This window comes from Scytonema sp. UIC 10036 (assembly GCF_009725235.1).
In genome coordinates this window covers 75,684-95,190 of record NZ_WJFC01000017.1, presented here as the reverse complement: position 1 = coordinate 95,190, position 19,507 = coordinate 75,684, and the positions used below count along the sequence as shown (strand labels likewise).

Sequence of the window (19,507 nt, the reverse complement as noted above, 5' to 3'; positions counted from 1 at the left end):
GATAAATCCAACTGCATAAGTTTCATATGCTAACATCTAGCTAAAAATAGAACATAAAAAGTTCAAGCCAAATTTATTATCACTATTAGTATTCTTGATGACAAAGTTAGTTGTCCTGAAACTAGATGGCGATTTACACATGGGTGTACGGGTCACACTTTCTATCTCTTACGAAGGTATTAGCCCACATCAAGAAGTAACTGGGCGTTTACCACCAGTTCCACAATTGCAGACGACGATTGACCGATGGCGATCGCACTACCGTAGTTTGGGCTCAGAAACTCGCGCTCTCAAAGCGATAAAAGTGACTTACGATGGTTCCATTACCCAAAAGTACAATGAGTGCAAAAATGCTGCAACTGAGTTACAAAAGCGACTGAATAAATGGTTGTTCTCTGAGTCTTTTCGCCCCATACGCGAGACATGGTTGAAGGAATTAAAAGACCAAGACTTAATACGAGTGCTCATTCGTACATCTAACCCTGAAATAAGACAAATTCCTTGGCATCTTTGGGATTTGGTGGAGGAATATCCAAATGCAGAACTGGCTTTGAGTGCGCCGGATTATCATCACCAACCTACAACAGCAAAAACGCCTACTAAAAGGGATAAAGTTAAAATTTTAGCGATTCTGGGCAATAGTACTCATATTGATGTTGAAACAGACCGCAAGTTGCTCAACAGTTTACCGGATGCTGATGTCACGTTTTTGGTGCAGCCCCAACGTCACGAAATCAACGACTCTTTATGGTCTCGACCTTGGGATATCCTGTTTTTTGCAGGTCACAGCCAGACTGTAGGAGAGAGCGGTCGAATATACATTAATCAAAACAATGAAAGCTTAACAATTGATGACCTGAAATATGGCTTGAGACAAGCTGTTCGCAATGGATTGCCTTTGGCAATTTTTAATTCCTGTGATGGGTTGGGATTAGCGTCTTCTTTAGAAGCGCTACAGATTCCCCAAATTCTTGTCATGCGGGAACCAGTGCCGGATGAAGTTGCACAGGCATTTTTAAAATATTTTCTGGTGGCTTATGCTGCTGATGGTAATCCTTTATATCAAGCAGTCAAGGAAGCAAGGTTAAAACTGCACGGTCTAGAGGATAAATATCCCTGTGCTTCTTTGTTACCAGTCATTTGTCAAAACGTCGGCGCAGTTCCACCGAGTTGGTTGGATTTAGGTCGTCGTCCTACCCAAATCAGTCCTTATCGTGGTTTGTTCGCCTTCCGAGAAGAGGATGCACAGTTCTTTTTTGGACGAGAAGCTTTCACCAAGATGTTGGTGGATGCTGTAGAAAGGCAACCAATGGTTGCGGTGATTGGTCCTAGTGGGTGCGGTAAATCGAGTGTGGTATTTGCTGGTTTAGTAAAGCACTTGCGAAATGCTGGTAACTGGCATATTGTTGAGTTTCGACCTGGTTCAAGACCAATGTCAGCCCTAGCGACTGCGCTCTTAACTGACAAGGAATTCTATTGGAGCCGTACTGAACGTTTGCAGGACATCAAAAATCTTGCTACCAACTTACAAGAGTGTAATAATGGTTTGCGGGATGTAGTTAATGATATTCTTCGGTTAGAGCAAAACAAGCGGCTGTTGCTCGTCGCCGATCAGTTTGAAGAACTTTACACCCTTTGCCGAGATTCCTTTGAGCGCAAAGCATTTTTAGATGAATTATTAGAAGCAATAAATACTTGCCAAAATTTTACTTTTGTTCTGACTTTGAGGGCAGACTTTTTAGGACAAGTATTGTCTTACCGTCCCTTTGCTGATGCCTTGCAGTATGCAGATTTAAAGCTAGGTCCGATGACAGAAAAGGAACTGCTTGATGCAGTAGACAAGCCTGCGGCATTACTGGGGGTAACAGTTGAGTCCGGGCTGACCGGACGTATTCTGTCTTCTATGAGTGCTTCTGGTGGAGATTTGCCTTTGTTAGAGTTTGCTCTAACTCAATTATGGTCTAAACAACAGGATGCTCAATTGACACATACAGCTTATGATGAAATTGGAGGGGTAGAAGCAGCATTAGCTCGTTATGCAGATGAAGTCTACAACCAACTCAATTTTGAGGAACAAGAAAGGGCACAGCGAATTTTTATTCAACTTGTGCATCCAGGGCAAGGGACAGAGGATACTCGCCGTGTTGCTACCCGTTGCGAGGTAGGTGAGGAAAATTGGGATCTGGTCACCCGTTTGGCGTCTTCTCGCTTGGTAGTCACGGGATACGATGAGAAAACTGGTTTTGATACTGTGGAACTCGTCCATGAGGCATTGATTCGCAGTTGGGGACAACTTAATTTGTGGATGCAATTAGACCGGGACTTTCGCCACTGGCAAGAACAGTTGCGCTCGGCAATGCGTACTTGGGAAAGTAGCGGTTTTGATGAAGGGGCGCTGTTGAGGGGAAAGCCACTGGCGGATGCGGAAGATTGGCTTTTCAAACGTTTTATGGAATTGAGTTCGGGAGAGAGGAGTTTTATTGGGCTGAGTTTGGAATTGCGATCGCAGCAGCGCAAAAAGCAAAAGCGCAGGCGACAATTTACCGTTATAGGGCTCTCTTTTGGCTTAATTTTAGCTTTAATATTAGCTGGGGTCGCTGGATGGCAATGGCAGAATTCAGTTCATAGCGAAATTCAAGCTCTTAGTGCATCTTCAGAAGCGCTTTTCACCTCAAATCAACAGTTGGAGGGACTCACAGAAGCAATAAAGGCAGGGCAACAATGGAAAAAATTGAGAAAGTTACCTTGGATAAAAACAGATACCCAGACTACAGTTGTCAAGGCGCTAGAAAATGTGCTTTACAAAATAAAAGAGTACAACCGTTTGTCAGGGCATAAGAGCCCAGTTGACGCAGTTGCAATCAGCTCTCAGGGTAGCATAATTGCCACAGCAAGCCAGGATAAGACGGTCAAACTTTGGAAACCAGATGGTACACTGTTGAACACACTTAAAGGGCATGATGCTCAAGTTTATGCAGTTGCTTTTAGCCCCGATAGCCAAATAATTGCATCAGGTAGTGAGGATAAGACGATCAAACTCTGGAAACTTGACGGTACCTTGCTGAAAACACTCAAAGGGCATAGTAATGCCGTCAAAGGAGTTACCATCAGTCCCAACGGCAAGATGATTGCATCAGCAAGTTGGGATGGAACAATAAAACTCTGGAAACTTGATGGCACATTCGTAAAAACCATAACCCCAGATGGAGATTTTCCTCAACAGACAACAGTAGCTTTCAGTTCCGACAGCGAAATGATTGCCTCTGGAGGTTGGGACGGAACAGTTAAATTCTGGAAACTTGATGGCACCTTGCAAAGAATCTTAGAAGTAGATAAGCACAAAGGTGAAGTTTACAAAGTCGCTTTTAGCACCAACGGAGAAATGATTGCTACAGCTTCTGACGACAAAACAGTGAAACTCTGGAGAATCAGCGATGGTAAATTGCTGAAAACACTTGAAGGACATAATGCTGCGGTTAGAGGAGTTGCTTTCAGCTTCGACGATCGAATAATTGCCTCAGTAAGTGATGACACAACTGTGAAACTCTGGAAACCAGACGGCACTTTGTTAACTACCCTTCTTGGGCATAGTGCTGAGGTCTACGGAGTTGCTTTTAGCCCCGACAATGCAATAATTGCTACAGCAAGTGAAGACAAGACTGTGAAACTCTGGAAACCAAGCGGCACCTCACTCAAAACTCTTTTTGGATACAGTAGTTCAATTTATGGAGTTTCTATTAGCCCGGACGGCAAGCTGATTGCTACAGTAGATGGTAACAAAGATGTCAAGCTCTGGAACAGAAAAGGAAATTTGTTGAAAACACTCAAAGGGCATAGCGATCGCATCTTTGCTGTTACTTTTAGCCCTGACAGCCAGATAATTGCCTCCGCAGGCGGCGAGGGGACAGTGAAACTTTGGAAAACAGACGGCACATTGCTTCAAGACTTGCATGAAGATAATAAACATGATGCATTTCGCGCAGTTGCTTTTAGCCATGACGGCGAGATGATTGCCTCTGCAGGTGACGACACAACCGTGAAACTGTGGAAACTGAACGGCAAGCTAAAAATCCTCCAAGGTCATAGCAATCGGGTTTGGGATGTAAGTTTTAGTAATGACAAGCAGCTGATTGCTTCGGCAAGCGAGGACGGGACAGTAAAACTTTGGAAGCCAGATGGAACGTTGCTAAATACCATGAATGAGCATGATGGTGCAGTTTACGGAGTTGCAATTAGCCCAGATAGCAAAATAATTGCATCGGCAAGTGAGAACGGAACAGTGAAACTCTGGAACAAAGATGGTACTTTGCAAACAACTATACAAGTTGATTGGCAAGGTGATGCAGTCAAAAAAGTGACTTTCAACCCTGTAGAAAGTATGATTGCCACAGCTAGTAAGAGTGGAAAAGTGGAACTCTGGAATCTAGACGGCACTTTGCAAAAAACTCTGGATTTACACAAAGATGAGGTTACGAGTATCAGTTTTAGCCATGACGGCAAAACTCTCGCCTCGGCAAGTAAGGACAAGAGCGTGATTCTTTGGAATATTGAGCGAGATTTAAATCTAGATGGGCTATTGAAGCTAGGTTGCAATTGGGGAGATGATTATATAGAGACTAATTCCAAAGTTAATGAGGGCGATCGCTCTATCTGTGATTAAATTAAGCTATTGATGCAAATTACATGACTTCAAAGTTTTGCTCAATTCTTCTGGAAGTGTGTAAGAAAAAAGCTTGCAACTATTTATATATTGTGTCTGTTTTATTGTACTAGGCGGAGAGAAAATAATGATGAATCCCGTACAACCATCTAGCCCCTCAAAAATCAAATCGTCAGGAGTTCGTTCATCCGCTTATGGGATCAAGCCGTTTCCTCAGCCAGAGGAATGGGCTAAAGCGATGAAAATCATGGCAGGATACTTTCCTAATTCGACTCCTATAGCTGTCTGGGGAATAGGAGAGATCATTTTCGATGGCACAAATAGTGGCATGAAAATGGGTTTCCCAAATCCTAATAACAAGTATGACAATGATAATGGAAGAATTCGTTTTTCAGATGAAGACGAGTACGAAAAGTATCTTAGTTATTTTGATAGCCAAGGAATAAAAGTCTTTTTGCAAGTTGAACCGGGCTATGCTGATATCAAGCTTTTAATTGATGCAACTTTCAAACAGTATGGACACCATTCGTGTGCGATCGGATTTGGTATAGACGTAGAGTGGTATCAGAGCGAATGCGATAGCTGTAAAAATCAACCAGTGACAGATGAACTGGCGAAAGATTGGGAAGAGACCGTGAAATCATACAACCCTAACTATAAACTTTTTCTCAAACACTACGATAAGTATCAACTGCCACCTACTTACCGGGGCGATCTTATCTTTATTAATGATAGTCAGGGATTTGCCAATTATGACGGATTCTTGAATGAGATGATAGATTTTGCCAATCAATTTCCCTTGAATCCAGTGATGTTCCAGATTGGCTATGATGCTGTCGAGAACAATGAAACTGGCAAAACTGATAAATTCTGGTGGGAGCGCCTACCTAAACCTATTCCCCAAACGATGGGTCGGGACTTGGCTCAAAGATGCAGCAATCCAGAGGTGGGAGTCATTTGGGTAGATTTTACCCTTAGAGAAGTTGTGCCTATCTAAACACAGTAGAACTGGCGGAAGAACAATAATTTTATCTTCACCAGTTCCCATATTCTGGCAAATCTTGCTAAAGAGAGATTGAACTAATTTGTACGAGAACCGTTGGTCAATCTTCTTTCACTCCCCCTACCTTATATCATTTCACTTTTTTGGTGATACCCCATACCTGGTAAGGGCGCAAGGCATTGCGCCCCTACGACCAATGTATACGTATCATGCATTTCGTGAATTGGTATTACTTGCACTTGCAAGATTGGAAATTTAAAGCCCCACAGAGGATAATTTTTTAAATCAGAATGGTTACTAAAATCATTTATTGAGGAAGACAAAGCTTCCATCCAGGTTCAATCTGTTCGGGATTGCCAATCAAGTCTTTATTGGCCTCGTAAATTTTCCTCCATGATTGTTCACTGCCATCTCCATAAAAACGTTCGGCTATCTTAGATAAATAGTCACCACTTTGTACTACATAAACTATAGAACCCTGTGGGCATTCTCGCTCAGAAGGAGGTTGTGTCATACTAGATAGTAGTTCCTCAATAGTGACAAAACTCAGCCCTCGCTTTTTCAGTTCGGGAATTGCTTGGTCAACCGCTTTTATAGTATCCTCCCCCCTTGTTTGGTTCGCCTCCCTGGGCAAATCGTGACACAGAATAATCGAGCCATTTTGTGCAGACATCAAATCTTTAACAATGGAGTCTACTCCAGGACTTCTCCAATCATTCGTATCAAGCGACCAATGGATATGAACAAGTCCGAGAGTTTTTGCTAATTCAGTTACCCTACTGACATTATCATTGGATTGATTATCTTCAAAAGGAGGTTCCCCAAACGGGGGGCGAAAGTATTTTGGAATATATCCAGTGGCTTTCTGAATTGCTGCATTAGCATCACGCAGTTCCTTAAGGACTTTATTATCATCCTCTCTGCGAAGATGTAGATTACCATCATAAGAATGGTTGGCGATGAGATGGCCTTCTTCATATGTCTGCTTGACAATTTCTGGAAGTCGATCGACACGTTGACCAATGCAAAAGAAAGTGGCTTTAACGCTATGCCTGCGGAGTACATCAAGCAACTTTGGTGTTACTTCTTCATAAGGACCGTCGTCAAAGGTTAGAGCAATTTGGGGTTTGTTCCGGTCTCCCCAGCTAATTGGGTTTGACATAATATTCTCTTTCCTACGTTGCAGATTTTATATTAGGTATGCTTCGACAACAGACGATGTAATGGTCAAATTTTGGAGTCAACAAATGCCAAATTGATACTTTTTGCTGTTTCTAGTAGTGAACGTTAATTATTGCTATGTGTAATTAACAGCTTTTTTTGATACGTTTATGAAAATTATTTTCGCATACCTAATTCAGAAAATCTATCTATAAACAGTGTTTTTACTGAAAAATATATCTCTAGATAGAGATTAGAAATAGTTATTTTAGATAACCAAATAATTTATATAGGTGCAAGCAGAAGTCCCTTATGCAGTTTTGAAGAGATTCGGTAATAAAATCGTTACATAGTTGTGTTTTTTGTTACTAACCTACTTAAGCAACGCGAAGTACCCTTAAAGGTACTTTTTTTATATGGTTCTGTCATTAAATAAGTACCCACTATGGTAATTTCATTTCACTAAATTTGTTCTATATATTATCCACCTAACTCCTTTAAATCAAAAGACTCCAAGATTATATGAAGTTTTGTTAAGAACCTGTTTTGTTTTAGATAATGAAGGTTGCAGTACCAGAGTAAAGAGCAAAGGCTCTGAATGATTGTTGGTATTTACCTAAACTATTTCTGTATATAGTTGCGTGCTTGTGTGCTAAATTGCAACCACCATCCAGGAGCGATCGTTTTCGCCGACTTACTGACAAAACTTAAAAGTATCACTTAACAACCTCTTCTTAACCTTATTTTTGACATAGAAGGGGGGTAGAAGTAATACAGATTTATCAAATAACAACTGTATTAAATAGTAAAAGAGAAAATGATGGATATTTTGATAATTAATGATAATTCTGACGCCAAAAATTTTTTAATTAAATCTTTGGAATCCGCAGGATTTACAGTCATTGACACAGAAAATGGTCTTGTTCGTGTTCATCTACCAGAGAAGAAATTACCTCACACTGAAGAAAGTGAAAAATTAAGTAATATCCATTCTATATTTCCATCCATTCCACGTCTCAATGAGGTTTTTAAGTTCATTGAATTGAATTACCATCAATCTATCAGCTTAAAAGAAGTTGCTCAAGCAGTCGGTTACTCCTCAGGTTACTTAACCGAATTAGTGCGGCGTTTAACTGGAAAAACGGTCAATGATTGGATTATCTTGCGTCGGCTTACAGAAGCATGCACCTTGCTTTTAGAAACAAATGACTCTGTTAATCAAATTGCTTCTAAGGTGGGCTATCAAAATATCAATCATTTCTATTGCCAGTTCCGGGATTATCATAGTATTACCCCCCATGCTTGGAGAGAAGCTCAACGTTGCCAACTAGGTCAGAACAAAAAATTGCCACCGCATTGCTAGCTAAACGAGTTGTAGATTCTGTGATAACAGTGCTTGTTTAGCTTGAGTTCTTGTTACATTTGACTCGTAAGCGAAATTATCTCAATTATGAAGTATTAAAGAAAGTAGATTTATCAAGTGAATTTTTGTAGCAGTAGGGTGCGACGTCACTTACTGCTAATTTTTCTCTATAAAACTCTTTTTAAAGATGACCTCCAGGTAAATAAAACAATCTGAAACCGAAAATAATTAATTAGGTCTTCTTTAAAAACCGAAAATAATTAATTAGCAATTACTTTTTAACTAGCTACTATTGGTATTAGGAAAGAACAAGAGAGTTAGCCAGAAAGCTAACCCTAAATTGTGTTCAGTAAATTTAGGACATCAACTATGCATAATAGCTTTTTAGTAGATGTTGGTTCAACATCTACTGTGTTTAACGAAGTAACGCAGAATATTGAGACTCGTGCTTGGGGTCATCAATCTAATTCTGCTAATGACAAAGATCGCTTTACTTCAAAAATAGTTGATAAAGAGATCTTAGCTAAAACTCAAAAGCTTTTAGATAGTTCAATAGTATATGCATGGCACTCAGTGCAGTTTAAGTGCAAGCCACCTGCTTTAACTCGTATACGTTGGGTATGGCGTCTTGCTGGTGCCTACCATTCAAGCCGTTATACTTCGAGATTAATGGAAGAAGCAGCCCAACGCTTTGCTGCATCTGGTCGTCAGAAATTAGCACAATGGGCGGTACAGAAAGCTAAAGAAGAAGCAGGTCATGACCGTCTTGCTTTGCTTGATATTCAATCAATGGGATACGATCCTATTGCTGTTGTACAAGCACTCGTTCCATCTGCTGCTACATCTTTAGTAGATTCTTTAACCCGAAGTGTACAAGCTTCAAATCCAATTGATTGTGTTGGTCACGCTTATGCGAGCGAACGTCTGGGGACATTTCAAGGGGAAAGGTATATCCAAAGTGTAGAAGCTTTATTACCACCCAATATTTGTGCTACACGTTGGTTGCGCGTACACACTGCTGTTGGTGCTGAAATCAAGCATGTAGAAGAGATAGTTGAAGTTGTTGCACAGCTTAGCGATTGCGATCGCGATCGTATAGCGGAAGCTTGTTATAAAACTGCATTATTACGCTTTACCCCACCTAAAGATGGTTACATCTCAGATGAAGACCTTCAGCACATATTGAAACCGTTAGAGTTACCTGCATATATGCAAGTGAAATCCAATAGCGAGCTACTAACGGCATAATCAAGAGCTTTAGACAGTTTATATAAAGCTCAATTGTTGTACTTTTCACAAAGATTTCAAGGAGAACAAAGCCATGAATACAGTAAATGTCTCTCTCAAACAGCAGTCTTCGACTGAGGAATTCAAAAATCACTTGTGGGAAATTAGTCAAGATACATTAGATGGCAACAGAATGAACGAATTAGAAAGTCTTTTAACTACTGAATTCACTCAAGGTTTACCCAGCGACATGGAATTCAATGCTTATTGAATTTAGCCTGTCTTTCTGTGAACTAGCCTAGATTGTAAACAGCAGTATTGCTGATGACTCATTGTATAACTTTCAGGAGAACAAAGCCATGATTACAGTAAATGTCTCTCTCAAACAACAGTCTTCCACTAAGGAATTCAAAAATCACTTGTGGGAAATTAGTCAAGATACATTAGATGGCAACAGAATGAACGAATTGGAAAGTCTCTTAACCACTGAATTCACTCAAGGTTTACCCAGCGACATGGAATTCAATGCCTATTAGATTTCACTCCCTTCCTGCCAGAAGATTACCTATGGGCGTAGGGTGGACAATACTAACCCTGTCAAGGTGACTTAAAACTGAGCAAACTATACCCGATTTTCGGTATTTTACCTTCGTGCCCTTCGTGTCTTTGCGGTTCAAAAACGTTTTTTAACCACAAAGACGCAAAGAGCGCAAAGAGAATACTGATTTTTCAAACATCTCCTTAACAGGGGTAGGTGGGCAATGCCCACCTACCCCTGTTAACGTAAATAAAAACTTCAGAAAATCAATAGCTCTCTCACCTCTTACCTCTGCGTACTCTGCGTCTCAGCGGTTAAATAAATTTCTTTTGAACCGCAGAGGCGCTGAGAGCGCAGAGGAGAAAAGATAAGGAATTGCCGCCTGAATCAAAATTTTATGAGTCATCTTGACAGGGCTAGCATTATCTACCTTATTTATAATCAAACGTCATAGTTTTTGTTAGTAACTGCCCCTAATAATTTTAGAGTAGAAATAGTAGCTGCAGTTAAACCTTTAACTCCCATTATATTCATCTGCTCATAAGGAGGTGCTGATTTTAATATTTTTAAGCATTCTCCTGTTGTCATGCTCCAAAGTCTAATTGTCTCATCTTCACCACTGCTAGCCAAAATTTGATTATCAGAAGAAAACACAACTGACCAAACCCTAGCAGTATGTCCTTCCAAAGACTTGAGGCATTCCCCAGTACTGACATCCCATAGTTTCACTGTATAATCATGACTACAGCTTGCTAATGTTCGGCTATCTGGGCTAAACGCTATTGACTGCAACCAAGCTGTATCTAGCGGTAAAATTTTCAAGCATTCAAAAGTTCTGGCGCTCCACAGTCGTAATGTGCCATCTGGGCTGGTGCTTGCGATTAAATCTCCATTAGGACTAAAAGCAATTGACCAAACCCAACTCGTATGTCCTTCCAGGGTTTTTTCGCACTCATTGGTACTAGTATTCCATAATTTGATTGTTTGATCCAAAGATCCGCTTGCTAGCATTGTTCCTTGAGCATTAAAGGCAATTGACCAAATGGCAGCACTATGCCCTTGGAAAGTTTGTAAGACTTGACCTGTATTTACATTCCATAATTTTACGGTTCCATCGTCACTGCCGCTTGCTAACATTGTTCCTTGAGGATTAAAAGCAATTGACCAAACAGCAGCGCTATGCCCTTGGAAAGTGTGTAAGACTTGACCTGTATTTACATCCCATAATTTTATGGTTTGATCGACACTGCCACTTGCTAATGTTTCTCCTTGGGGATCGAAGGCGACCGATCGCACCGCAGCACTATGTCTCTGAAAAGTTTGTAAGTTTTGACCTGTATTGACATCCCACAATGTAACTGAAAAATCACGGCTACCACTTGCTAGCTTCTTTCCATTTGGACTAAATGCGATCGAGAGTAATTGACTGGTATGTCCTTTTAGAGTATTCAGGCATTCACCAGTTTGAACACTCCATAGTTTTACCGTTTGATCTTCACTACCGCTTGCTAACAAATCATCTTGTGGACTAAAAGCAACTGAAAATATATGACTGGAATGTCCGTGTAAAGTTTTCAGGCATTCATTTGCGTGGATATTCCAAAGCTTTATCGTGCTGTCATTGCTACCACTGGCTAAAATATTTCCTTTTGGATTAAATTTTACCGAATAGACTGCATTAGAATGCCCATTAAAGCTTGTAATACATTTGCCAGTATTTATATCCCATAATTTTACTATATGGTCATCACCACCACTTGCCAACATTTGTCCATCAGGGCTAACATTAACTGACCTTATTCCATCACAGTGTCCCTCAAAAGTTTTGAGACATTCCCCAGTATTGATATCCCACAACCTAATTGTGCGATCGTCGCTACCACTGACGACTCTTTGTCCGTCAGGACTGAAAGCTACAGAGCATACCCAGCTTGTATGTTCTTGAAAGGTTCTCAGGCATTGACCAGTACGCATGCTCCACAACTTTACTGTGCGATCGTCACTACCACTTACTAATGTATCACCATCTGAGCTAAAAGCGACAGACCAAACCTCGTTCTGATGTTCTTCTAAAGATTGAAGGCATTGACCTGTGCTGAGCTCCCAGCATTTCACGGTACAATCAGTGCTACTGCTAGCAATTCTTCTGCCATCAGGACTAAAAGCAAGTGATACAACCCAGTTATTGTGACCCTTACAGGTTAAAAGGTGTTTCCAATCCAAAGTGTGGTACAAGTGGATTTCACCATTGGTATCACCTATAGCTAAAAGTTTACCATCAGGGCTAAAGGCTACTGATAAAATACCTCCGAAGGTTTCAGCAAAAATAGATTTAGTTAAATCAGCGTTTTGAAAATTGACATGATGCAAATTCGCTCGCCGTAAGTCTGCTTGCCAAATTTTTAAATTAGAAAAATCATAGTTTGTTAAATCAATTTGGCTTTGAATCAATAGGTTAATAATATTTCCACCGCCATATTCATTTGTAGCAAACTCGGTTTGAAGTTTAACTAAAATTCGATGCAGTTTGTCTTCGAGATTTTTTTTAGACCCAAAACTCGTTTCTAGCCGACGGGCAATCGGAGCTAAAACCATGCGAATTTGACTTTCTCTAATGTATTCCTTCGCGGTTACTTTTATCAGTGCATGGTTAAGTAATAATTGAGGTTCCTCTTTTACAATTTCTTCACACAACAATTCTATGAAGCGTTCTATCATGTACTCCATCACAACAGGTTGTTGTGTATAGCTGCCAGACTGCTTTTCTATAAGATTGCGTCTCCATAAACTTTCTAGTGCTTCCAATAACTTTAAGCGAGACACCATCGGCACTAAGTCTGACTCTAACTCGCCTACGGATGTCCATTCACGATTCAGTGCTAACCAATACATGATGCTTTTTTCTAAAGGTGGCAAGCGCTCAAACTGCTGACTCAGTAGTCGGCGTACTCCATTGAATATAAAGGTATCTTGTTTTACGAAAGCCTCAATGTCCCCATCAAATAAGTCATTAATTGAAGTGGCTACAATTTTTACGGCTAGAGGATTATTACCGTAGCGATCGCACAACTGTTGTTTTTGTTCTTCGCTTCCTACTAACCCTTTAGCATAGAGCAAGCCAACCCCAACTTCTTTTGAACCACTCAATCTCAGAGAGCGTACTTTCAAATGTTCTCCTTCGTAAGTAGCGATCGCACCAGGCTTTTCTCGACTCGTGAGAATTAAACAACTGTTATGCGTACTCTCTCCAATAACCCTCAACAATTCATCATATTTAGAGTAACCGTCACGAAAGTGCCCGGTATCTTCAGCATCTAAGATGGTTTCCATGTTGTCCAAAATTAACAAGCAACGGGAAGAGTGTAAGTAATGGAGCAAACGCGATATATCTGCTTTGCTCTCCTTGCAATGAGACACAAAGCCAACTAACTCAGTTAATAGGGTTTCTAAAGGGGGGGCATTCCGCAGGCTTCGCCAAATCACGTACTCAAACTCAGACTGCACTTGTTGTACCAATTTTGCAGCTAAGGCGGTTTTACCGACTCCGCCTATGCCCAGTATTGCTACTTGGCGACAACGGTCAGTTAAGATCCATCGCTTTAATTGAGCGATTTCTTCAGTACGTCCGTAGAACTCAGAGACATCGATTGCTTCTTGGCAGTCAGTGCGAGGAGTTGCGAACTGATTTTGTTGTGCTCCGTTTTCTAAATCTTGTTGACTCTGGCGGTATTGTGAAAGCTGACTTTCAACCCTGGTTTTCACACTTGGTGTTTTCAACGTACTACGCCACCGACGCTCTAGTGCTAGTTGAAAGTTGGTCTTAGTTACCTTTTCACCTAAAGCTTCTGTCAGCAATTTCCACAGCTTCGGTCCCACAGTCTGCTTTAAGTAACTTACCGAATAACTTGTTTCTTTCGCAATTTCCTCATAGGTCTTGTTTTGCCACGAACCTTGTAAAATGGCGATTTCAGCATGATTTAACCTTGTTCCAGCCTTGGTAAAGACTGCTTCATCAGCCACTTCCAGTCCTTGTTCAAAGTTCATAGTTTGCAAATTGGGTACTGTAAGTATGAAGTACCAAGCTATTGTCAGTACTTTAGCATAACTTTATACGAACTTTTACGAACTTATATATATCGACAACTATGAGTAAATACTGGAAACTGAGACTTAAGATGAAGTAGCTAAAACTAGTACAGCACGGCATAGATAAAGCAACCATTAATAACAACCAAAAATCTTACAATCAAAGCTTTTGCGTCTTCTGCCTTATGCTTCCGAACTTCTGCCGACCTGTACTAGTGGAAAAGTTAATGGTCAGCCTGCATTTATTGTGCTGCTTATTTCAGAAAAAACTAGTAAAACATCCTCTTACAAAGTTGTGGATTACTTTGAAATGAAGAATACAAGGAAAATCAGGCACAGCTAGAAGAGTTTATCTCCTATAACCATTCAACTCTACTTTTTACACTGAAAAAAAGATGATATATAGTATCCAGAACCAGATCAATAATGTCATTCAGAAGCGGCGCGAACAGCTACCACTCATTGAAGCACGTATTCAGCAAGCAAAGGAAGCAGAAAAGGTTTTAATTGAACTGAATGGCGCACTTGTCAATCTTGCTATACTGGTCGTTTTCATAGCAAATCAATTTTTGTTGCAGAGTTTGTAATTCCGGAATCTGGAGCGTATTGCCAAATACTACCAGTTGCTCCCACAACTGAGATGCTTCTGGTACAGTCAAAGCAAATCCCTGATTGGCACTGTTTCGCAGATGGAAAGCATAAAGAGTAATACTAGGACTACGCAGTCCAAAATTCTGGGTTATTTCGTTCATAATTTGGACAGATTGTACCGAGAATCTTAGATGTATATTATCGATATTTCGTTATTACTGACCAATAGCACAAAATGCAGCCCAATATCGGGGATGTTGAAACAGTTTGGCGTTATCATCTAACTGATGCAACCTCCGGTGTAAGTTAATTTTCAGCGTAGGATTAAAAAATTTCTCGTTAGTTTTGACCCAAACTGCCAATTCTGTTTTCGTAACTCCACAAAGCCAGCGTTGAGCCTGGTTGAGGGCGATGCTAGCCGCTACTCCCTGTTGGAAAATTTGGTAAAATTTTACCATCAATAAGGCAGTGGACAAATCGTCTACTGACCACAAAGAAACAATTACACACTTTACCCCTGCAGCTATCAAACAATGGGATAGTCCTATCACTCCATACCTAGTAATTTTCCCCAGTCCGGTACAGCTATCACTTAGTACAACCAGTTCGGCGTTAAGTTTCATGTCGTAGATTTCGCCTGCGGTGAGAAAACCATTGTCGTTATCACTGAGAGTGAGAGCGATCGCCCCAGGTATGCCTAGTTGTTGGATATTATCTAATAAATAATGAGTTGCGAGGTGTATCAATCGCGCTTTGGGAAGAAGCTGTTGAATGTGAACTTTTGTAGCATCTCCACCTGTAATGGCTTGCGTGTTGAAGAGGTGTGCTATTGCTTGTGCTTCTGCTTGCGCCCATAAATTCTGCAACTGTATAGGTGGATCGGTTAAGGGAATAGTTGGCATTTTCGGATTTCCCACAACCAGCGCCTCTAGAGAAGTTTCTGGTATTTCTGCACTTCGTTTTTGGGTTAACTCCAACGCTTGAATTGAGGGTACACTCACAATGGTATGTTTTTGAATCAGAAAATTGCCCTCTTCGTCTTGCAGTGCTGAGAATGGGATCACGAATAAAGAGCCTTGAGGAATAAAGGTAATGATAGCGTTAGGGTTATCTGGTAGATGTTCAGCAATCGGTTGAATTAAGATTTGATAGAGTTGGTGTAAGTGTGGGTTAATTCCTTGATTGTCCACTGTAAACTGCCATTCAAAATCGGCGACCTTTTTATCCTGAATACCAATAGATGCACGAGCTTTGTCAACTAGTTCTCCTAAAAAGACGTAATTTATTTGCTCTAAAATCAGTTGAAGATTTGTGGAACGAAAAACCACTTCCCCTATTGGCTTAATCAGCCAAATAAATAGTTTTAAGTCTCGACGAGATTGTATCCCTTGATTTAAAACCCAATCATAAATGATTGAATACTCGACCATCGTCACGTTTTGCTTTTGAGCAATTTCTCGAATTTGATTAAGATGAGGAGAGTGGATAACCAATTGCTCATCTGATAGGGAAGCCAATAGCTCCGCAAAAGCACAAGCACGACCTCGCTCAGAAATTTCCAAAGCAGTTTCTGGTTGTCCCCGATCGATCAGAACTTGTTGTAAAACACCGTAAGTGTCAATCTGTAAATCAAAAAAGGACACTTTATTGAGATCGATTAGCTTTGAGCGCAAATCTTGTCGCATTTTAATTGAATCCTGTAGCGTTCTCTGTGCATCTGCAAGATTGCCTGCTTTGAAAAAAGCTAGCCCAAGAGCTGCTAGCGTAAAAGCTTGCTTAGGGATAGATGAGATATCTTGAAGGATATTTAAAGACTGCTGAAGATACTCGATAGCTTGTTGGTATTGTCCCAAGATAAGATAAGCAACACCTAGATAGGTTAGAGAAGTCGCTTCTAAAACTGGATTTCTTTTATATTGTTGGCGGTGGATGCTCAGAGACTTCTGAATCATCTCAATTCCTAGGTCAGCTTGTTCTAGGAAGAAAAATTTAACTAAGCCAAGCTCACTTAAAGTAATAGCTTCATCAAGTTTTTTGTTGAGATTTTGAAATATATTTATGGCTTGATTATAATATTTTCTTGCCTCTTCATAAGATTTTTGTACCTGCTCTAATTGCCCTAGTTCTAATTGTCCTAAAGACAAGTGAACTGTACCTAGATTTTTTAGACAATGAGCTTCACGATATTTTTCATTAAGGTTCGACCAAATGTTTTTAGCCTTTTTGTAGTCATCTCTTGCTTGCTCGTATTGCCCTAGAAAAAAATAGACATTACCCAGATTGTGCAGGGTCTCAGCTTCTCCAAATAAATTTCTGCTACTATGATATATTTGTTGAGCGGTTTGATATAATTCTATCGCCTGCTGATATTGTCCTTGTAGAGAGTAAGCAATGCCTATTTGGGTCAAAAAACCAGCTCCTCCAGACTGATTCATCATCCCTTGATAGAAGGATAAGAAAAGATTTGCCAGAAATGTTTCTCCAAAAGATGGCTTAATATGTCTTAGTCTTTCTTGAATCTGCTTATAGCAATCTATTATCTGCTGGTTATTTCTTGTGGAATCAAAAGCAATATTTTGACCAATGGCAATCAGCAGAGAAACGACTTGCAACATAGATGATGCAAGTCCATCGTTTTGAGTATTGATAGACTTCATCTCTTTGGAGTCTCCTATAGTATTAGCTAATTACAAACCAATTGCACAAAAAGCTGCCCAATAAAAGGGTGACTGAAATGGTTGAGCATCAAGCATATTTTGAAACCGACGGTTTAGCTGCATCCTGAGTGTTGAGTCCAATTTTAACTCATACTCCGCAATCCACTCCTCTAACTGTATTTTAGTCACATCCCGCAGCCAGCACTGGGCTTGATTTAAACTAACTGCTACTGAAACATCTGTATATAAATTTTGATAAAACTTAATCATTAATAAAGCTGTTGATAGGTCATTTACTGTCCAAAGACTACTGACCACACTTGGACTTCCTGCATAAAGGAAACCACTGGGTAAACTGATATATTCATCACTGATACTGGTGGGGTCTGCGATGCCAGTTTCACACGCAGATAAGGTAATTATACGACATTGATTTAAACTTAATGCAAAAATTTCTGCTAAAGTCAGCCGTTCATCGTCTGCCAAAATTAATGCTGATTCCAAAGGGGATGCTAAGTTGAAATCACCATGACAAGAAAAGTGACAACAGTTAGCTGACTTGAAGTTATTATTGTCATTTAAAGCTGCTTTAGTCGCTTTTTGTTTAACTAAAACTTGAGTTTCAGCAAAGAACGATCTGATGGTTTCAACTTCTAAATTAGTGTAGCTTAAATCATCTGTCGGGTTTTGGATAGCAAACAGTTGACTAAAATTAGGACGTTGTTGGTTTTGGCTGAGTTGGAGTAATTGGCAGCTAGGGGCATATCCTACACCTCTAGGAAATTTATCCAACAGACAATTTTGTTTTCTCTGCTCATTCTCTAGTTGCTTGTTTCTTAATGGCAAGGCGTGAAGTGGTAATAGATGTAGGAAACGATGGGGGATGAGAATTAGGCGATCGCATGGGGTACGTTAAGCAATAAAATCCCCTCCAGAGAGAAAAATAGGAGGGGAAAATGCGCGGGGGAAATAATTACCTCTCATGCGTCAACCGACGACTTGTTAAAAGCGATGCCTGCGGCGGGCTACGCCTACGGACACTATGAAGATTGCCGCCGGTAGTTTCGGTGATGCTGAAATTATTACAACGGCAGTAGTTGCAGCAATGTTCTTTAATGGTAATCACCATAAGGCTTGTAGCTATATGAAAGACCATAAATTGATACCAGATATGTTAGAAAAATCACGATTTAATCGACGATTACACAATGTTTCAATGCTAATCAACGATTTATTTCATCAAATAGGAATGATACTAAAAGAAAGTAGTGATTTTACGGAGTATCTTTTAGACTCATTTCCTGTGCCCTTATGCGATAATATTCGGATATTTAATGTTAAGTTAATTAAGTCAAAGGAATACAGAGGTTACATAGCATCTAAAAAACGATATTTCTATGGAGTTAGAGTCCAATTATTAACTACCAAAAGTGGTATTCCAGTTGAATTTGTGTTTTTACCTGGTAGCCATAGCTGATGTGCGTGCATTAAACGCTTTACCGTTAAATCTACCGCCTGAAAGCATTGTCTATGGGGATTCTGCATACACCGATTATACTGCTGAAGATGACCTTGAACAAAGTAGCCAAATATTCTTAAAAGTCATGCGGCAAAAGAATTCCAAGCGTCAAGATGAACCTTGGAATCAGTATATCAAGCAACATAACAGGCATTACATTGAAACAGTATTTAGTAGCATCACTTGTAGTAGCATCACTTGTGTCTTCCCAAAGTCGATTCATGCTTGTACCTGGGAAGGATTTTTACTGAAGTTACAAGCATTTATTTTTGCATTTACTCTTCAATAGGCATTCATCAAATGAGTAAAAATTAATACTACAGCCTGATTCAGCACTTGTACTTTCAATTTCGCCAAAGTGGTGGTTGCGCGTCGCGCAACCACCACTTTGAAAGCGCGATCGCATTCAGCAGTAAATTTGTATTCCATAACCCGCAACTTTTATTTTTTAAGGTTCTTAACTTTCTAGGGGAATTTTTTAATTCCTTTAACCAGTTTGGATTGGTTCCAATTACAGCCAGTCCAGATTGGTAACTGATGCGGTACCCACTGTAGATAGCGGATTTGCTCTCATTAAGGTGTGGTTTGGAAGTTGTACAAGGATGGTGTTTAAGTTGTTGCTGCTGACAAAATCCCGAGCAGCTTTTTTGGATTGCCCAACTGCCTTTACATTTGGCGATCGCTCTGACGCAAAGCATAACG

At 40.2% G+C, this 19,507-nt stretch carries 14 protein-coding genes; 8 read left to right on the top strand and 6 right to left on the bottom strand.

Going from position 1 to position 19,507, the window contains the following annotated elements; genetic code table 11:
• The first annotated feature begins 97 nt into the window (after positions 1-97).
• On the top strand, positions 98-4,660 hold the full coding sequence (locus F7734_RS10895; RefSeq protein WP_155744678.1) for a CHAT domain-containing protein: 4,563 nt from the start codon (positions 98-100) through the stop codon (positions 4,658-4,660).
• Between the two features lie 127 nt (positions 4,661-4,787).
• Positions 4,788-5,657, top strand: a complete 870-nt coding sequence (locus F7734_RS10890; protein ID WP_155744677.1) for a hypothetical protein — start codon at positions 4,788-4,790, stop codon at positions 5,655-5,657.
• A 313-nt stretch (positions 5,658-5,970) separates the two neighbouring features.
• Here F7734_RS10890 and F7734_RS10885 read toward each other — a convergent pair whose 3' ends face one another.
• Positions 5,971-6,825, bottom strand: coding sequence for a polysaccharide deacetylase family protein (locus F7734_RS10885; RefSeq protein ID WP_155744676.1), 855 nt, complete (start codon positions 6,823-6,825; stop codon positions 5,971-5,973).
• 816 nt (positions 6,826-7,641) lie between these two features.
• Between F7734_RS10885 and F7734_RS10880 the strand changes: the two genes are divergently transcribed.
• The 4 genes from F7734_RS10880 to F7734_RS10865 all read left to right on the top strand — a co-directional run bounded on the left by F7734_RS10880 (position 7,642) and on the right by F7734_RS10865 (position 9,950).
• The gene (locus F7734_RS10880) at positions 7,642-8,187 is read left to right on the top strand and encodes a DNA-binding response regulator (RefSeq protein WP_155744675.1); all 546 of its coding nucleotides are present in this window, start codon (positions 7,642-7,644) and stop codon (positions 8,185-8,187) included.
• 369 nt (positions 8,188-8,556) lie between these two features.
• Complete coding sequence (locus F7734_RS10875) at positions 8,557-9,435, top strand: hypothetical protein (RefSeq protein WP_155744674.1); 879 nt, start codon at positions 8,557-8,559, stop codon at positions 9,433-9,435.
• Between the two features lie 73 nt (positions 9,436-9,508).
• On the top strand, positions 9,509-9,685 hold the full coding sequence (locus F7734_RS10870; protein WP_155744673.1) for a hypothetical protein: 177 nt from the start codon (positions 9,509-9,511) through the stop codon (positions 9,683-9,685).
• Between the two features lie 88 nt (positions 9,686-9,773).
• Complete coding sequence (locus tag F7734_RS10865) at positions 9,774-9,950, top strand: hypothetical protein (RefSeq protein ID WP_155744672.1); 177 nt, start codon at positions 9,774-9,776, stop codon at positions 9,948-9,950.
• Between the two features lie 443 nt (positions 9,951-10,393).
• Here F7734_RS10865 and F7734_RS10860 read toward each other — a convergent pair whose 3' ends face one another.
• The 4 genes from F7734_RS10860 to F7734_RS10845 all read right to left on the bottom strand — a co-directional run bounded on the left by F7734_RS10860 (position 10,394) and on the right by F7734_RS10845 (position 18,177).
• Entirely contained in the window at positions 10,394-13,996 is a 3,603-nt protein-coding gene (locus F7734_RS10860) for an NACHT domain-containing protein (protein ID WP_155744671.1), read from the bottom strand.
• A 545-nt stretch (positions 13,997-14,541) separates the two neighbouring features.
• Positions 14,542-14,790, bottom strand: coding sequence for a hypothetical protein (locus tag F7734_RS10855; protein ID WP_155744670.1), 249 nt, complete (start codon positions 14,788-14,790; stop codon positions 14,542-14,544).
• A gap of 54 nt (positions 14,791-14,844) precedes the next feature.
• Positions 14,845-17,286 carry a CHAT domain-containing tetratricopeptide repeat protein gene (locus F7734_RS10850; protein WP_155744669.1) on the bottom strand — a complete coding sequence of 814 codons (2,442 nt, stop codon included), beginning with the start codon at positions 17,284-17,286 and terminating at the stop codon, positions 14,845-14,847.
• Between the two features lie 30 nt (positions 17,287-17,316).
• A complete protein-coding gene (locus F7734_RS10845) occupies positions 17,317-18,177 on the bottom strand; it encodes a CHAT domain-containing protein (RefSeq protein WP_166481841.1) in 861 nt (286 codons plus the stop codon).
• Positions 18,178-18,328: 151 nt separating this feature from the next.
• Here F7734_RS10845 and F7734_RS63320 point away from each other — a divergent pair, with 151 nt between their 5' ends.
• Positions 18,329-18,763 (top strand): hypothetical protein, encoded by a 435-nt coding sequence (locus F7734_RS63320; protein ID WP_243146800.1) that lies wholly within the window; start codon positions 18,329-18,331, stop codon positions 18,761-18,763.
• Between the two features lies 1 nt (position 18,764).
• On the top strand, positions 18,765-19,094 hold the full coding sequence (locus F7734_RS63315; RefSeq protein ID WP_243146799.1) for a hypothetical protein: 330 nt from the start codon (positions 18,765-18,767) through the stop codon (positions 19,092-19,094).
• A gap of 55 nt (positions 19,095-19,149) precedes the next feature.
• Here F7734_RS63315 and F7734_RS10835 read toward each other — a convergent pair whose 3' ends face one another.
• On the bottom strand, positions 19,150-19,503 hold the full coding sequence (locus F7734_RS10835; protein ID WP_155744668.1) for a hypothetical protein: 354 nt from the start codon (positions 19,501-19,503) through the stop codon (positions 19,150-19,152).
• Positions 19,504-19,507: the final 4 nt, after the last annotated feature.

Bases quoted from the DNA above. Each gene is read 5' to 3' on its own strand.
- F7734_RS10895 (WP_155744678.1), top strand. From the start codon at position 98: ATGACAAAGTTAGTTGTCCTGAAACTAGATGGCGATTTACACATGGGT.
- F7734_RS10890 (WP_155744677.1), top strand. From the start codon at position 4,788: ATGATGAATCCCGTACAACCATCTAGCCCCTCAAAAATCAAATCGTCA.
- F7734_RS10885 (WP_155744676.1), bottom strand. From the start codon at position 6,825: ATGTCAAACCCAATTAGCTGGGGAGACCGGAACAAACCCCAAATTGCT.
- F7734_RS10880 (WP_155744675.1), top strand. From the start codon at position 7,642: ATGATGGATATTTTGATAATTAATGATAATTCTGACGCCAAAAATTTT.
- F7734_RS10875 (WP_155744674.1), top strand. From the start codon at position 8,557: ATGCATAATAGCTTTTTAGTAGATGTTGGTTCAACATCTACTGTGTTT.
- F7734_RS10870 (WP_155744673.1), top strand. From the start codon at position 9,509: ATGAATACAGTAAATGTCTCTCTCAAACAGCAGTCTTCGACTGAGGAA.
- F7734_RS10865 (WP_155744672.1), top strand. From the start codon at position 9,774: ATGATTACAGTAAATGTCTCTCTCAAACAACAGTCTTCCACTAAGGAA.
- F7734_RS10860 (WP_155744671.1), bottom strand. From the start codon at position 13,996: ATGAACTTTGAACAAGGACTGGAAGTGGCTGATGAAGCAGTCTTTACC.
- F7734_RS10855 (WP_155744670.1), bottom strand. From the start codon at position 14,790: ATGAACGAAATAACCCAGAATTTTGGACTGCGTAGTCCTAGTATTACT.
- F7734_RS10850 (WP_155744669.1), bottom strand. From the start codon at position 17,286: ATGAAGTCTATCAATACTCAAAACGATGGACTTGCATCATCTATGTTG.
- F7734_RS63320 (WP_243146800.1), top strand. From the start codon at position 18,329: ATGAAGATTGCCGCCGGTAGTTTCGGTGATGCTGAAATTATTACAACG.
- F7734_RS10835 (WP_155744668.1), bottom strand. From the start codon at position 19,503: ATGCTTTGCGTCAGAGCGATCGCCAAATGTAAAGGCAGTTGGGCAATC.